Raw genomic sequence first — 14,600 nt, forward strand, 5'->3', positions numbered from 1 at the left:
CGCGTCGCCGGTGCCGTGCTCGTCCCGGCTATCCCGGTTGCCGTCGGTGCCGCGTGCGCCGGGCCGTCCGGCCGCCGCGGGTGGCCCGTCGCCTGGCGGTTGCCCGCCGGTCGCGGGGTCCGCGCCGGGCCGGTGGTCGCCGGCCGCCTCGCGTGCTGGGGACCTGTTGTCCCCGCCCGGACCTCGTCCGCCGGTCCGGTCCACGCCCACGCGCGCGCCCGTCCCGCCGCCGTCCGCGCCGCCGTCGGCAACCCCGGCTGCGGCCGGCACGGACGCGGTACCGCCCGGGGCCTGGTCCGTACGGCCCGGATCGTCCCCGTCCGCGGGTGAGAGCTGCGCCGGGACCTGCGGGGCGTCGGCCTCGGCCGCGCTGCGGTCGACCAGCGACCGGTAGCCGGGCTCGCGGCGCAGCAGGTCGCGGTGGCTGCCGGAGGCGACGACCTTGCCGTCGACGAGGTAGTGCACGGTGTCGGCCTGGTCGAGCAGGACCGGCGAGGTGCCGGTGACCACGGTGGTGCGGCCGGTGCGCGCCGTGCGCAGCCGGGCCGCGACGGCCGCCTCGGTGTGCGCGTCGAGCGCGGAGGTCGGCTCGACCGCCATCAGCACCTCGGGTTCGGCCAGCAGCGCCCGGACCAGGCGGATGCGCTGGCGCTGGCCGCCGGAGAGGTTGCGGGCCTGCGCGTCCATGGCGGTGCCGAGCCCGTCGGGCAGCCCCTCGACGATGTCCTGCGCGACGGCGGCGTGCACCGCGCGGGCGACCGCCTCGTCGTCGTGGTGGCGGCGGCCGGAGACCATCTCGCGCAGCGGACCGGCGAACAGGTCCGCCTCGTTGTCGGCGACGAGGATACGGTCGCGGACCTGCGCCGCCGCGACCTCGTCGAGCCGGACCGGCCCCCAGGTCACGGCGCCGGGCGTGAACCCGCAGAGCCGGTCCACCACCTCGGCGGACTCGGCGGGCCGTCCGCTGACCAGCGCGGTGAGCGTGCCCGGCGCCACCTCGACGCCCGAGCCCGGGTCGCGCAGCGCGGACGGCGCGGCGGGCGGGTCCGTACGGGCCTGGCGCAGGGCGGAGTCGGGCACCAGGGACAGGAAGCCCACCACCCGTTTGGCGGCCACCAGCCCGCGCGTGACGTCGTACCCGCACTCGATGAAGAACGCGACCGGCACCACGAGCACCGCGACGTATCCGTAGACCCCGACGAACTCGCCCACCGAGATGGACCCTTCGACGGCGAGGCGGGCCGCGAGCCAGGTGACGAGTGCGAGGAAGACCATCGGCAGCCCGACGCCGAGCGCCTGCACCCAGCTCGTCACCGCCCCGACCCGGTAGCCCTGGCCGGTCAGCTCGCCGGAGTCCCGGCGGAAGGAGTCGGCGAACAGCTGCTTCCCGCCGAGGCCGTTGAGGACCCGCAGCCCACCGGACAGGTCGCCGATCCGGGCGGTCAGACCGCCCTGCTGCTCGCGGTAGACCGCCTCCGCCCCGCGCAGCCGCCCCAGCAGCGGGCCGACCAGCACCGCGATGACCGGCACCCCGAGCAGCACCACCAGCGCGAGCGACACGGAGACCGACAGCAGCAGGCCGGCCACCACGAGGTAGGCGATCACCGAGCCGAAGCCCGGGCCGGTCATCGTAAGGGACTGGCTGATCTGCTGGACGTCGGTGACGCCGATCGTGACGACCTCGCCGGCCCTCGCCTGCCGCGGCAGCGCCGCACCCAGCCGGGTGGCCTGGCCCACCACCGACTTGACGGTGCGGAAGGTCGCGTCCATCCGCAGCCGGGTCATCGTGCGGTGCCGCATGATGCTCACCCAGGCGTTGACCACGCCCAGGCCGAGCAGGACCCCGCTCCACGCGGTGAGCGCGCCCATCCGGCCCGGTTCCAGGCCGTCGTCGATCGCGCGGGACAGGACGTAGGGCGTCAGGGTGATGAGGACCATCCAGACGGTGCCGAGCAGGGCGCCCCCGGCCGTACGGCCGCGCTGGCTCATGAGCAGCCACCACAGGTAGCGGCCCGCGCTGCGGTGGTCGGGGGTTCCGGGGTCCGCGTACGAGTCGATCACCGGCGGCATCCGCGGGTCTCGCGGTACGACCGGGGCGGGGGCGGCTGCTGGGGTGGGTGCATGGCCGCCACCTTCGCAGAGCACCCCGCCGGCGGGCCAACGTATATCTCGCCTTTTCGGGCGCGGCGGGGGCTCCGTCCGGGGGCTGGTCGGCGCTTCGGCCGGGGGTTGCCACCGCTCCTTTCGAGTGCCACCGCCCCGGCCGCGTGGCGCGTAAGTCCCGTCCGCGTCGCGGGTACGTCCCGGCGCCGTAACAACCCTCCATCCGGCGGGTCTTGCGGTGTGTCCGGCGAATCGCGGGGCATATGGCCAGCATGGGACTCATCGGTTGGATCATTCTGGGACTGCTCGCCGGGGCGATCGCCAAGCTCCTGCTGCCCGGGCGTGACCCGGGTGGGGTGCTGGGCACCATCGTCATCGGCATCGTCGGGGCCTTCCTCGGCGGCTGGCTGTCGGCCAAGCTGCTGGACAAGCCCGTGCCGCACCACTTCTTCGACGGCCATACCTGGCTCGCCGCGATCGGCGGCTCGCTGGTGCTGCTGATCGCCTACCGCCTGCTGTTCGGGGACTCCCGAGATCGCCGAAGCCGACGCTGAGCGGCCCGGCCGGGCCCGACCCGGCCGCCCCGCTCCTCACGGCCCGGCCAGGCCCGCCCAGCAGCCTCGGCCGGGCCGCGCCGTACCCCCGAACGGCCCCGGTGCGCGGGCCGGCCGGCCGCCGGACGAGCACAATGACCGGAGCGGCATCCACGGCCCCCGCAGCGGCACCAGGAGCGGAACATGAGCGCAACCGCCGACATCGGCGTGACCGGACTCGCCGTCATGGGCAGCAATCTCGCCCGGAACTTCGCCCGCCACGGGTTCACCGTGGCACTGCACAACCGCACCACCGCCAAGACCACCGCCCTCGTCGACGAGCACGGCGACGAGGGCGCCTTCGTGGCCACCCGCACCCCCGAGGAGTTCGTGGCCGCCCTCGAACGCCCCCGCCGGCTGATCATCATGGTCAAGGCGGGCGACCCCACCGACGCGGTGATCCGCGAGTTCGCCCCGCTGCTCGAAGAGGGCGACGTGATCATCGACGGCGGCAACGCGCACTTCGAGGACACCCGGCGCCGCGAGCGGGAACTGCGCGCGCAGGGCATCCACTTCGTCGGCACCGGCATCTCCGGCGGCGAGGAGGGCGCGCTGAACGGCCCGTCCATCATGCCCGGCGGCTCCGCGCAGTCCTACGAGTCGCTCGGCCCGCTGCTGGAGCGGATCGCCGCGAAGGCCAAGGACGGCACGCCCTGCACCACCCACATCGGCCCGGACGGCGCCGGCCACTTCGTGAAGATGGTGCACAACGGCATCGAGTACGCCGACATGCAGCTCATCGCCGAGGCGTACGACTTGCTGCGCGCCATCGGCGGCTACACGCCGGCCCAGATCGCCGACATCTTCCGCACCTGGAACACCGGGCGGCTCGACTCGTACCTGATCGAGATCACCGCCGAGGTGCTGGCCCACACCGACGCCGCGACCGGCCGCCCCTTCGTGGACATCGTCGCCGACCAGGCCGAGCAGAAGGGCACCGGCCGCTGGACCGTGCAGACCGCGCTCGACCTCGGCGTGCCCGTCTCCGGGATCGCCGAGGCGGTCTTCGCCCGTTCGCTCTCCGGCCACGCCGACCTGCGCGCCGCCTCCCGCGGCCTGCCGGGCCCGCAGGCGAAGGCCCTGTCCGGCCAGGCCGCGGCCGACTTCGCCGACCAGGTCGAACAGGCCCTGTACGCGTCGAAGATCGTCTCCTACACCCAGGGCTTCCACCAGATCCAGGCCGGCAGCGACGCCTACGACTGGGACATCGACCTGGGCCGGATCGCGGCCATCTGGCGCGGCGGCTGCATCATCAGGGCCGCGTTCCTGGACCGGATCACCGCGGCCTACGACGGCCGCCCCGACCTGCCCAGCCTGCTGTCCGACCAGCGGTTCGCCGACGAGATCGGCGCCGCGCAGGACGACTGGCGGGCCGTGGTGGCCGCGGCCGCGGCGGGCGGCGTGCCCGCCCCCGGCTTCTCGGCCGCGCTCGCCTACTACGACGCGCTGCGCGCCGAGCGGCTGCCCGCCGCCCTCACCCAGGGCCAGCGCGACTTCTTCGGCGCCCACACCTACCGGCGGATCGACCGCGAGGGCGTGTTCCACACGCTGTGGGGCGGCGACCGCGACGAGGTCGACGCCGGCTGAGCGTAATGCCCCGGAACGGGGGAATGCGACCACGCACAGGGCACCGGGCGTGCCCCGGCGAAAGGTAGGTTGGGGAATGATCGAGTCCGCTGATCTGCGCGAGTGGCGCGACCACGACGTGGTCGACGAGGACAGCCACAAGATCGGCGCCCTGGAGGCGGTCTACGTGGACACCACCACGGACCTGCCCGCGGTGGCAACGGTCCGGGTCGGACTGCCCACCCGGCACCGGCTGGTGTTCGTGCCCGTCGCGGAGGCTGTGATCGGCCCGGGCTACGTACGGGTCCCCTACGCCAAGGCGCTGGTGAAGTCGGCCCCCTCGATCGGGACGGACGACGTCCTTCCGGTCGAGGACGAGGAGGCGATCTACCAGCACTACGGGCTCCCGTACGAGCCGGGGGCGAAGGGCACCCGGCTGCTCGCCCGTCGCTGACCGAGCCCCCGTACCGGCGACGGGAGCCACCGGTCCGGCCGGCATCCGGCGGCGTTCCGGTCGCGACCGGAACGGGACCGCCGGCCCGGTCGCCCTCCGCCCCGAAAGGACATCGGACCATGAGCCTGTTCCTCTTCCTGATCATCGTGGCGATCGTCCTCGGCCTGATCGGCGCGGCCGCCGGGGGCCTCGGCTTCCTGCTCGCGATCGGCATCGTGGTGTTCGTCGCCGACCTGGCGTGGGGCTTGTGGCGGCTGCTGCGCCGCAAGCGGCCGCGGCCGGTCCGCTGAGGCGGCCGGCGGCCGTATGAACTCCATCACCGACTGGCTCTCGCGTTCCTCGGGCACCGCCGTCTACGCGATCGTCGGCGCCCTCGTCTTCTGCGAGGACGCCCTCTTCTTCGGCTTCGTGCTGCCCGGCGAGACCGCGGCGGTGCTCGGCGGGGTCGTCGCCAGCCAGGGCCGGGTGTCGGTGTTCTGGCTGTGCGTGGTGGTGGTGCTCGCCGCGGTGGCCGGCGACAGCGTGGGCTACGAGGTCGGCAAGCGGTTGGGGCCGCGCATCCTGGAGACCCGCGCGCTGCGCGGGCACCGCGAACGCATCGGCCACGCCGAGGAGTTGATTCGCCGGCGCGGGCCGGCCGCGGTCTTCCTCGGCCGCTTCATCGCCTTCTTCCGTGCCCTGATGCCCGCGCTCGCGGGCATCTCCCGCATGCCCTACCGGGTCTTCCTCGCCTTCAACGCCGCCGGCGGCCTCATCTGGGGGGTCGGCTTCACACTGCTCGGCTACTACGCCGGCGACGCCTACAAGCGGGTCGAGCACACCGCGGGCACGGCCGTCGCGATCGTCGTCGCGGTGGTCGTGGTCGCGGCCCTCGTCTACTGGCACTTCAGGCGCAGGCGGCAGGAGGCGGGGGAGGAGCAGGCGGGGCAGGAGCGGGCGGAGGAGGCCGAGCGGTCGGACCCGGACAGCGGGACCGACGGGACCGACCGGACCGATCGGGCGGACGGCGGGACCGATCGGGCGGACGGCGGCGGGTCCACCCGGGCCGACGACCCCGACGACCCCGACGACCCCGACCGCTGACCCGTCCACGGCGGAACGCCCGCCCCGCGCCGTACGAGAGCGCCGCCTGGTGACGACCGTGCCGACCCGGACGGCGGGCGCCGTGGGAGCGGCGCCCGCCGTACCGCGGGCCGTCATTCGCTGTGCAGCACCTGCGAGATCGTCAGCCGAGCCGCCTGGCGGGCCGGTACGAGCGCGCCGAGCGCGGCGATCACCACCCCGGCCAGGGCCAGCCCCGCCAGTTGAGGCGCGTGCCACACGTCCCGCATCGACGCGGGGAAGGCGATCATCGGGACGTGGTCGAGCACCGTCCGGTGCGCGAGGATGCCCAGCGGGATGCCGAGCAGCCCGCCGACCAGGCCGAGCCCTGCCACCGACGTCACCGTCATCACCACCACCTGGCGCGGTGTCATCCCGATCGACTTGAGCATCCCCAGGTCCCGGCGCCGCTCCCGCGTGGTCAGCAGCACCGTGTTGAACACGCCCAGCGCGGTGACGGCGGACAGCAGCACCGTGAAGATCGTCGAGAAGCCGACGACGGTGATGACCGGCGCCCCCGCGCTCTGCCGGCTGAGCGTGGGGCGCAGCTGCGGGTCGATGCGCTTGGCCGCGGAGACGTACGCGGCACCGTCGGCGTCCGGCGCGAGGCCGACCGTGTACTGCATCGCGCGGGTGCCGGGTGCGAGGACCGCCATGGTGGCCCAGTCGGAGTCCACCGAATTGGAGTTGCCCTCCAACAGCTCGCCGACGATCCGCACCGGCACCGTACGGCCGTCGGCGTCCAGGCTGGTGCGGTCGCCGACGGAGAGCCCGTGCCGGTCGAGGAAGACCGGGCCTGCGGCGATCTCGCCGGGACCGCTCGGCCGGCGGCCCTTGACGATCTCGTCGGTGGAGCCGCCCACCGCGCCCCGGTAGAAGTTCACGAAGGAGGCGCTGGTGTCGCCGGCCACCCGCGCCCGGCCGAGCGCCCGCACGGCGACCCACTTCGCGCCGGGCAGCGACCCCAGCCGCTGTTCGACCTGGAGGTCGGCGAGTTTCGTGCCCGCGCCGCTGAGGCTGTGCTGTCCCGGCCCGCCGACCTCGATGTCGACCCGCCGGCCCCCGTAGTTGTCCGAGGGGTGCCCGAGCCGGGTCATGGTGCTGGTCAGGCCGGTCGCCAGCGTCACCGTGGTGACCCCGAGCAGGATCGCCGCCATCGTCATCAGCGAGCGGCCCGGCCGGGCGAAGGGCAGGCCGAGGCCGAGGCTGACCGAGCGCGGCAGCCGGGTGCCGCCGAGCGCCCGCTGCACGCGCAGCCCGCGCCCGGTCCGCGGCGCGCTGCCCGCGCTGATCGCCCGGGCCGCGGACAGCCGGTGCGCCCGCAGCGCCGGGACCAGGGCGGCCACCACCGCGATCAGCGGCACGCCGAGCAGTCCGAGCAGCACCGGCCACAGGTCGACCCGAAGGTTCGCGGTCCCGGTCAGCACCCCGCTGAACGCGACCCGCAGGATCGGTCGGGCCAGCGCCCGCCCGGCCAGGGTGCCGACGGCCGCACCGATCACGGCGGGCAGCGACACCATCACCAGGTACACCGCGACGACCTGGTTGGGGGTGAACCCGAGCGCCTTGAGCACGCCGATGTGCCGGTTGCCCGAGACCACCGCGCCGCTCACCACGTTGCCGACGATCAGCACCGACACCAGCAGGCCCAGCACACCGAAGAGCGTCATGAAGAAGGAGTAGCTGTCGGCCTGCGCGGAGAACGTGCGCCGCAGCGAGGCCGCGGACTGCGAGCCGGTCAGCGCGCCCGCGGGCAGCCCCGCCGTGGCCTGCGCCAGGTGCGCGCGCGACCGGGACTGCGAGAACGGCGACGACGTGAACCGGTAGAGCATCTGACGGGCGACCGGGTGCAGCGCGGCGATCTGGCTCGGCGCGACCCAGGAGTCCGCCGACCTGCTCATGCTCACCGCGAGGCCGACCACCGTGAGGGTCGGCCGGCCTGGCACCGTCAGGCGGGTACCGAGCCAGTGCGGGCCGGGTGCACCGTTGCCCGAGTAGTTCACCACGATCTGGCCCGGCCCGGTGGCCCAGTGGCCGGACAGCAGTTTGATGTCGTCCACGGGCCCGCCCGGGTCGGCCCGGCCCACCACGGTGATCGCGCCCGGCGGCATCCACAGCCAGTCCTTCGGAATCCGCAGCACCGCCTGCTCGAACGGGCCGGCCGCCGCCCGCACCCCGGACCGGCCGGCCGTGGCCGCGAGTTGCGGGTCCGACACCTTCGCCGGGTCGAAGCTCGCCACCTCGTGCGCGCCGCGCTGCCGTGCGAACGCCCTGTCGAACGGCCCCGACGCGGCGTCGAGCACCACCAGCGCGAGCACCGTGGTCAGCGTGGAGCACATGACGACGAGCCCGATGATCACCGTCTGGAGCCTGCGCCGCCGTACCGCGGCGCGCGCCGCCCGCCACACCGCGCTCACGAGCGCGGCTCCATCGTGCGCTCCCCGGCCACCCGGCCGTCGGCGACCTCGACCAGGCGGCTGGCGCAGCGGGTGGCCAGGCGCGCGTCATGGGTGACGATCAGCAGGGTCTGGCCGATCTGGTTGAGGTCGATCAGCAGGTCCATGACCTGCTCGCCGGAGCGGCTGTCGAGGGCACCGGTCGGCTCGTCGGCCAGCAGCAGGGCCGGACGGTTCATCAACGCCCTCGCGACGGCGACCCGTTGGCGCTCGCCACCGCTGAGCGCGGCCGGGTAGTTGTTCCGCCGGTCGGCGACACCGAGTTCGTCCAGCAGTTCCAGCGCGCGGCGGCGGGCCTGCCGGGCCGGGCTGCCGGTGAGCTGCGCGGCCAGTGCCACGTTGTCGAGCGCGGGCAGGTCGTCGATGAGGTTGAAGAACTGGAAGATCATCCCGACCTGGTGGCGCCGGAAGAGCGCGAGCGCGGTCTCGCCGAGCCCGCGCAGGTCCTGGCCGTTCACCTCGACCAGCCCGGAGGTGGGGCGGTCGAGCCCGGCCACCATGTTGAGCAGCGTCGACTTTCCGCAGCCGGACGGCCCCATGACGGCGACCGCGTCGCCCTGGCGGACTTCGAGGTCGAGGCCGTCCAGGGCCTTGGCGTCGCCGTATTCCTTGTGCACGCGGTCCAGTCGTACGACGATCCGCCGCGTGCCGTCTTGGTCTGTGGTCACGGCCTCACCGTAGGAGCGGGCCCGGACCGGCCGCGTCCGTCCCCGGAGGTAACCGCGGCCGGGCGTCAACCCGGTGATGTACGTGGCCCGTCCTGGGGGATGATGCCGGGCGCGGGACCTGGTGGGAGGGTGTGACGGTGGCGGTTTCAGGGGTGGACGTGCTGGTCGGCGCGCTGGTGGCGGTGTGCGTCGCCGCGGCGTGGCTGGCGGCGGCGCTGGTGCGGGCCCGGCGGGCGCACCGCCGGGCGGTGGGGGAGCGCGGCTGGCTGCTGGAGCGCGAGCGGGAGAGCGCGGCGCGGGCCGCGGTGTCCGCCGAGCGCGCCCGGATCGCGGCCGAGCTGCACGACGTCGTGAGCCACACCGTCAGCGTCATGGTGATCCAGGCCGGCGCCGCCCGCGAGGTGCTCGCCACGATGCCGGACGAGGCGGCGGCCGCGATGGCGGCGGTGGAGACGGCCGGGCGTGGCGCGATGACCGAACTGCGGCACCTGCTCGGCCTGCTGGCACCTGACCAGGACGGCGCCGACGGGCCGTACGGCGGCGGGGAGCCGTACGGCGGCGGTACGCGCGGCGGCGCGGGCGGCGGGCCGGAGCGCGGGGAGCGGTCGGAGCCGGAGGGCGACGGGCTCGCGCCGGCCCCGGGTCTGGACCGGCTCGGCTCGCTGGTCGACCGGATCGCCTTCGCCGGACTGCCGGTCGAGGTGCGGATCTCGGGTACGCCGCGGCCGCTGCCGGCGGGGATCGACGTCACCGCGTACCGCATCATCCAGGAGGCGTTGACGAACGCGCTGCGGCACGGCGGCGGGGCGAAGACGGAGGTGACAGTGCGATACGCCGACCACTGGCTGCGGGTGGAGGTGCTCAACGGCGGGCCGAGCGTGCTCACCGGGGTGCCGGGGGTGCCGGAGGACGCAGGGCTGGGGACGGGCGCGGTCGGTCAGGCCGGTGCGCTCGCGAAGCGGCGGCGGCCGGGCGGCACCGGACGGGGGCTGCTCGGCCTGCGCGAGCGCGTCGCGGTCTACGGCGGGGACTTCGACGCCCGGCGCAGGCTCGGCGGCGGTTTCCGGGTCCGGGCCCGCATCCCCTTGGACCGGCCGTGACCGGGACGGGGCTGCCCGGCGTACCGGACCCTGACGGGGCGGCCACGGACCGGGCGGACGCTGACGGCGCGGGCGCGGCCGGGGTCCCCGCGGGGGGCCCGGCGCCCCGGGTGGTGATCGCCGACGACCAGGAACTCGTGCGTACCGGCTTCCGGCTGATCCTGACCGCGCGCGGCATCGACGTGGTCGGCGAGGCCGGGGACGGCGCCGAGGCGGTGGACGCGGTGCGGCGGCTGCGGCCCGACGTGGCCCTGCTGGACGTCCGGATGCCCGTCATGGACGGCCTCGAAGCCGCCCGCCTGGTGCTCGCGCACGTCCCCGAGTGCCGGGTGATCATGCTGACCACCTTCGACCTCGACCGCTACGTCTACGCGGCCCTCGCCGCAGGCGCCGGCGGCTTCCTCCTCAAGGACGTCACCCCCGCGCACCTGGCCGCCGCCGTGCACCTGGTCCGTACCGGGGACGCCCTGCTCGCGCCCTCCATCACCCGCCGCCTGGTGGAGCGCTTCGCCACGGGCGCCGCGCAACCCGCCGAGCCCGCGCCCGCTTCGGCCGCCGCCCGTGATCTCGCCGCCCTCACACCGCGCGAGCGTGAGGTCCTCGCCCTCGTCGGCCGCGGTCTGTCCAACGCGGAACTCGCCCGCCACCTCACACTCAGCGAGGCCACCGTGAAGACCCACGTCACCCGCATCTTCACCAAGCTCGCCCTGCGCGACCGCGCCCAAGCCGTCGTCGTCGCCTACGAGACCGGGCTCGTCGCGCCGGGCGACCCGGCGCCGTGACGCGTTGACCCGTGACGCGTTGACCCGCGCTCGGCGAAGGGGCGCGGCGGGCGGGGGACTCACGCGGAGCCGGCGTCACCGGAGTGCGGCTTGGCCAGTTTGAGCCCCACGATGCAGCCGATGATGCCGGTGAGGAAGAGCAGCTTCAGGCCGCTGACGGTCTCGTGGCCGGTGGCCATGGACCAGAGGACGGTGCCGGCGGCGCCGGACCCGCTCCAGACCGCGTAGGTGACGCTGATCGGGATGTGCTTCACCACGTAGGACAGGGCGGTCAGGCTGATGGCCAGGGTGGCGAAGAAGACCAGGGTCGGCAGGGCCTCGGTGAAGCCGTCGCTGGCGCCCAGCGCCGTGGCCCAGACGGCCTCCAGCAGCGAGCTGCAGAACAGGACGAGCCAGGGCACTCAGCTCACCGCCCTCAGTCCGACGACGCAGCCGATCAGGCCGGCCAGCAGTGCCGCCCGCAGGGAGGTGAGCCGGTCCTGGCCGCGGGCGGCGGCCACCAGGGCGGTCAGCACGGCACCGATGCCGACCCAGACGGAATAGGCGGTGCCGACGGGCAGCGTCTTCATGGCGAAGGCCAGCCCGCCCATGCTGAGGGCCATCGCGGCCACGACCACGATGGTCGGCCAAAGGCGCCGGAACCCTTGCGTCGCGCCGAGTGCGCTGGCCCAGACGGCCTCCATCACCCCCGACGCGATCAGGACGATCCACGTCACGTCGCTCCTCGCAATCGTTCGCGCAGTCGTTCTCGTACGACTGTACTGAAACCAGGTATAGCACATTTCCCGTACGGCTGTGCGACCATGGCGCCATGCCCCGCGTGCTCGACGCCGAAGAACGCAACCGCCTGGTCTCCGAGGCGGCCTGGCGCGTCCTGGTGCGCGACGGCATCCAGGCGCTGTCGGTGCGCAGGATCGCCGCGGAGGCCGGGCTGCCGCCCAGCTCGCTGCGCTACACCTTCCCGACCCAGGCGAGCGTGCGGATCGGCGCGTACGAGATGGTCGCGGAGCGCCTGATGGCCCGCGTCGCGGCGATCTCCCCCGACGACGACCGGTGGGCCAGGCTGGTGCTGCTGGAACTCCTGCCGCTGGACGCGCAGCGCCGGCTGGAGATGGAGGTCTGCCTCGCGTTCGGCACCGCGGCGATGACGGACCCGGAGTTGCGCCACACCTTCCGGAGCGTGCACCGGGACGAACGCGCGCTGTGCGAGCGGGTGGTGCGGTCCGTGCGGGTGGCCGCCGCCGACGTCCCCGTCGAGGCCGAGCGGCTGCACGCGCTGGTCGACGGTCTGGCGCTGCACCTCGTCCGGCAGGACCCGGAGGAGGACACCGGTTGGGCGGTGCGGGTCCTCGACGCTCACCTGGCGCGGCTCGACTGACCGTCCGGCGTCCGGCGTCCGGGGGGCCGTTCACGCGGCCGCTCGCGTGACCGTTCTCCGGGGCGGGGCCGCGGGTCGGGTCGCGGGAGGGTCAGGACGTACTGCGGCTGATGCGCACCAGATCGGCGGTGCTGACGGCGGGCCTGTCGCTCGGCGGGCCGGCGGACCTCAGCCCGGCCAGGTGAATGTCCAGGTGGCGCTTCCAGGCGTGCGGAGTCACCGACCCGGTCGTCTCGATGATGCCCCGGAGCGCCCAGGCGGTCGCCAGGACGTCGCCGAGGCTGATGTCGGGGCCGATGTGCCCGTGTTCCTGCGCCTGCCGGCGGAGTTCGTCGATCAGCCGGCGCAACCGGTCGGCGCCGCGCTCGATGCCGGCGCGGCCGACGAGTTCGCGGGCGTAGCCGCGGTGGTCGCTGTAGGACTGCCCGAGCACGCGCAGGAAGTGCTCCAGCCCGGTGCCGTCGCCGCGTGCCAGCGCCTTCGTGGCGGCCTCGTCGAGTTCGCCGAGGATGAGGTGCACCAACTCGTCGACGAGCGCTTCCTTGTTGGGGAAGCGGCGGTACACCGTGCCGACGCCGACTCCGGCACGCGACGCGATGAGTTCCATGGTCGCGTCCGTACCGAACTCGGAGAGGACCTCGCGGGCGGCCTCGACGATCAACTGGTGGTTGCGCGCGGCGTCCCGGCGCATCGGCCGGCCGGTGTCGTCCCGTACCGCCATGCTCACCACTTCCTTCACGGGTCCACGCGCCCGGGCCGAAGCCTACGGCGCCGGGCTGTGGGCCGGGCCCGGACGGGGACGACCGACGGCCGCCCCGATCCGGACCCGCCGGACCCGCCGGCGTCGCCGGGCCCGCGCTCCATGAGGTCCGGTCACTCCGACTTGTCGCCGACGACCGTCCCGCCCGCCACCATGGCCAACTCGCCGTGCTCCGGCTCGTCGTTCGCGCCCGCGCGGCGCCGCGCGGAGGGGATGAGGGTCGCCGCGAGCGTCGCGATGACCAGGGCGCCGGCCAGCATGGCGAACCCGTGGGTGTAGCCGGCCTCCTTGGGCAGGCCGCCGGCACCGGTGTCGGCGGTGACGATGCTGGCCATCAAGGCGGCGCCGATCGAGCCGCCGATGGTGCGGATGTTGGCGTTCATGCCACTGGCGACGCCGGTCTGCTCCGGCGGCACCGCGTTGACGATCAGGCTGGACATGGCCGCGAAGGCCAGGCCGAAGCCGATGCCCATGACGCCGGTGGCGACGAAGATCTCCCACCTGTCCTGGTGGGCGAAGGCGAGGATGGCCATCGAGGCGACGCCGACCAGGCAGCCGATCACGACGACGGCCTTGCCGCCGATCAGCCGGGCGAGCCGGCCGGACCACATGCCGACGAAGAACATCGTGACGGTCGAGGGGAGCAGCATCAGACCCGACGCGGTGATGCTCGCGCCGAATCCGTAGCCGGCGCTCGACGGGGTCTGGACGAACTCCGGCAGGAACGCGAAGACCGCGTACATCCCGACGCCGATCAGCAGGGCGACCAGGTTGTTGGTCCACACCGCGGTACGCCGCATCATGCCCATGTCGATCAGCGGCGAGGCCGAGCGCTGCTCCACCATGACCCAGGCGACCGCGAGCACGGCGGCGGCGACGATCAGCCCGATCACCTTGGCCGAGCCCCAGCCCCAGTCCGGTGCCTCGCTGAGCGCGACCAGCAGGGCCACCAGCCACGCCGACAGCAGGATGCCGGGCAGCCAGCTGATCCTGCCTTCCGTGCGCACCGGCGACTCCGGCACGAAGAAGTGGGCCGCCACCGCCGCGGCGACGGTGAGGATCATCGGCAGCCAGAACAGCCAGTGGTAGTCAAGGGCGTTGACGATCGGGCCGGCCAGCACGATGCCCAGGCCCGCGCCGACCGCGCTGAGCGAGGCGATCGCCCCGACCGCGCCGTTCAGCTTCTCCTTGGGGAACTCGTCGCGGATGATCCCGAACGCCAGCGGGAGCACGCCGCCGCCGATGCCCTGGATGACCCGGGCGATGATCATCACCGTCACGTTGGTGGCGAGCGCGGCCAGCAGCGATCCCACGGACAGGGCGACCAGGGTCGCCACGAACACGCGCTCCTTGCCGATCATGTCGCCGATGCGGCCCATGATCGGCGTGAATATCGACGCCGAGAGCAGATACGCCGTCAGCACCCAGGTGACGGTGTTCTGGCTCGTGTGCAGGTCCACCGCGATCACGCCCAGCACCGGTGTCACCAGCGACTGGAGCAGCGCGTACGCGGCGACGGCCGCCGCCAGCACCGCGAATGTGACCTGATGATGTGTACGCCGCTCCGTCGTGGCCATAGAGCTCCCTCGGTTCCCGTTCCGTAAGCGGAATACTCATTCCGATCCTAGGAGGGTAGCGG

Annotated in this window: 14 protein-coding genes and 1 pseudogene; 8 read left to right on the forward strand and 7 right to left on the reverse strand. The window is 74.0% G+C overall.

Annotation, left to right across the window (positions count from 1 at the left end):
* Positions 1-357: 357 nt before the first annotated feature.
* Positions 358-2,061, reverse strand: a pseudogene (locus ACIPAE_RS17845) (ABC transporter transmembrane domain-containing protein); the annotation flags it as partial.
* 314 nt (positions 2,062-2,375) lie between these two features.
* On the opposite strand from ACIPAE_RS17845, the gene ACIPAE_RS17850 reads away from it, so the two are divergent.
* The 5 genes from ACIPAE_RS17850 (at position 2,376) to ACIPAE_RS17870 (ending at position 5,799) form a co-directional block, all read left to right on the forward strand.
* Positions 2,376-2,657 carry a GlsB/YeaQ/YmgE family stress response membrane protein gene (locus ACIPAE_RS17850; RefSeq protein WP_328473247.1) on the forward strand — a complete coding sequence of 94 codons (282 nt, stop codon included), beginning with the start codon at positions 2,376-2,378 and terminating at the stop codon, positions 2,655-2,657.
* A gap of 183 nt (positions 2,658-2,840) precedes the next feature.
* Positions 2,841-4,283, forward strand: a complete 1,443-nt coding sequence (gene gndA, locus ACIPAE_RS17855) for an NADP-dependent phosphogluconate dehydrogenase (protein WP_329361517.1) — start codon at positions 2,841-2,843, stop codon at positions 4,281-4,283.
* A gap of 76 nt (positions 4,284-4,359) precedes the next feature.
* Entirely contained in the window at positions 4,360-4,716 is a 357-nt protein-coding gene (locus ACIPAE_RS17860) for a PRC-barrel domain-containing protein (protein WP_329361515.1), read from the forward strand.
* A 119-nt stretch (positions 4,717-4,835) separates the two neighbouring features.
* Positions 4,836-5,006, forward strand: coding sequence for a hypothetical protein (locus ACIPAE_RS17865; RefSeq protein WP_328473253.1), 171 nt, complete (start codon positions 4,836-4,838; stop codon positions 5,004-5,006).
* Between the two features lie 16 nt (positions 5,007-5,022).
* Positions 5,023-5,799, forward strand: a complete 777-nt coding sequence (locus tag ACIPAE_RS17870) for a DedA family protein (protein WP_402446087.1) — start codon at positions 5,023-5,025, stop codon at positions 5,797-5,799.
* Positions 5,800-5,912: 113 nt separating this feature from the next.
* Here ACIPAE_RS17870 and ACIPAE_RS17875 read toward each other — a convergent pair whose 3' ends face one another.
* Together ACIPAE_RS17875 and ACIPAE_RS17880 are read right to left on the reverse strand one after the other, a co-directional pair.
* Positions 5,913-8,234: an FtsX-like permease family protein gene (locus ACIPAE_RS17875; RefSeq protein ID WP_329361510.1), complete on the reverse strand. Its 2,322-nt coding sequence runs from the start codon at positions 8,232-8,234 to the stop codon at positions 5,913-5,915.
* Positions 8,231-8,941 carry an ABC transporter ATP-binding protein gene (locus ACIPAE_RS17880; RefSeq protein ID WP_402446090.1) on the reverse strand — a complete coding sequence of 237 codons (711 nt, stop codon included), beginning with the start codon at positions 8,939-8,941 and terminating at the stop codon, positions 8,231-8,233. The genes ACIPAE_RS17875 and ACIPAE_RS17880 overlap by 4 nt, the downstream gene beginning before the upstream one ends.
* A 137-nt stretch (positions 8,942-9,078) precedes the next feature.
* On the opposite strand from ACIPAE_RS17880, the gene ACIPAE_RS17885 reads away from it, so the two are divergent.
* A complete protein-coding gene (locus tag ACIPAE_RS17885) occupies positions 9,079-10,041 on the forward strand; it encodes a sensor histidine kinase (RefSeq protein WP_402446093.1) in 963 nt (320 codons plus the stop codon).
* A 110-nt stretch (positions 10,042-10,151) separates the two neighbouring features.
* The gene (locus tag ACIPAE_RS17890; RefSeq protein ID WP_402446491.1) at positions 10,152-10,823 is read left to right on the forward strand and encodes a response regulator transcription factor; all 672 of its coding nucleotides are present in this window, start codon (positions 10,152-10,154) and stop codon (positions 10,821-10,823) included.
* 59 nt (positions 10,824-10,882) lie between these two features.
* Here the strand turns inward: ACIPAE_RS17890 and ACIPAE_RS17895 are convergent, their stop codons facing one another.
* Both ACIPAE_RS17895 and ACIPAE_RS17900 read right to left on the reverse strand, forming a co-directional pair.
* On the reverse strand, positions 10,883-11,224 hold the full coding sequence (locus ACIPAE_RS17895) for a multidrug efflux SMR transporter (protein ID WP_366411809.1): 342 nt from the start codon (positions 11,222-11,224) through the stop codon (positions 10,883-10,885).
* Positions 11,225-11,539: a DMT family transporter gene (locus ACIPAE_RS17900; protein ID WP_402446097.1), complete on the reverse strand. Its 315-nt coding sequence runs from the start codon at positions 11,537-11,539 to the stop codon at positions 11,225-11,227.
* Between the two features lie 95 nt (positions 11,540-11,634).
* Here ACIPAE_RS17900 and ACIPAE_RS17905 point away from each other — a divergent pair, with 95 nt between their 5' ends.
* Positions 11,635-12,201, forward strand: a complete 567-nt coding sequence (locus tag ACIPAE_RS17905) for a TetR/AcrR family transcriptional regulator (RefSeq protein ID WP_402446100.1) — start codon at positions 11,635-11,637, stop codon at positions 12,199-12,201.
* Between the two features lie 91 nt (positions 12,202-12,292).
* Here ACIPAE_RS17905 and ACIPAE_RS17910 read toward each other — a convergent pair whose 3' ends face one another.
* Both ACIPAE_RS17910 and ACIPAE_RS17915 read right to left on the reverse strand, forming a co-directional pair.
* A complete protein-coding gene (locus ACIPAE_RS17910) occupies positions 12,293-12,922 on the reverse strand; it encodes a TetR/AcrR family transcriptional regulator (protein ID WP_402446102.1) in 630 nt (209 codons plus the stop codon).
* A 152-nt stretch (positions 12,923-13,074) separates the two neighbouring features.
* A complete protein-coding gene (locus ACIPAE_RS17915) occupies positions 13,075-14,538 on the reverse strand; it encodes an MFS transporter (protein ID WP_366411813.1) in 1,464 nt (487 codons plus the stop codon).
* Positions 14,539-14,600: the final 62 nt, after the last annotated feature.

It is taken from the genome of Streptomyces sp. NPDC087270 (assembly GCF_044744625.1).
In the GTDB taxonomy this organism is placed as follows: Bacteria; Actinomycetota; Actinomycetes; order Streptomycetales; family Streptomycetaceae; genus Actinacidiphila.

Bases quoted from the DNA above. Each gene is read 5' to 3' on its own strand.
- ACIPAE_RS17850 (WP_328473247.1), top strand. From the start codon at position 2,376: ATGGGACTCATCGGTTGGATCATTCTGGGACTGCTCGCCGGGGCGATC.
- gndA (WP_329361517.1), top strand. From the start codon at position 2,841: ATGAGCGCAACCGCCGACATCGGCGTGACCGGACTCGCCGTCATGGGC.
- ACIPAE_RS17860 (WP_329361515.1), top strand. From the start codon at position 4,360: ATGATCGAGTCCGCTGATCTGCGCGAGTGGCGCGACCACGACGTGGTC.
- ACIPAE_RS17865 (WP_328473253.1), top strand. From the start codon at position 4,836: ATGAGCCTGTTCCTCTTCCTGATCATCGTGGCGATCGTCCTCGGCCTG.
- ACIPAE_RS17870 (WP_402446087.1), top strand. From the start codon at position 5,023: ATGAACTCCATCACCGACTGGCTCTCGCGTTCCTCGGGCACCGCCGTC.
- ACIPAE_RS17905 (WP_402446100.1), top strand. From the start codon at position 11,635: ATGCCCCGCGTGCTCGACGCCGAAGAACGCAACCGCCTGGTCTCCGAG.
- ACIPAE_RS17910 (WP_402446102.1), bottom strand. From the start codon at position 12,922: ATGGCGGTACGGGACGACACCGGCCGGCCGATGCGCCGGGACGCCGCG.
- ACIPAE_RS17915 (WP_366411813.1), bottom strand. From the start codon at position 14,538: ATGGCCACGACGGAGCGGCGTACACATCATCAGGTCACATTCGCGGTG.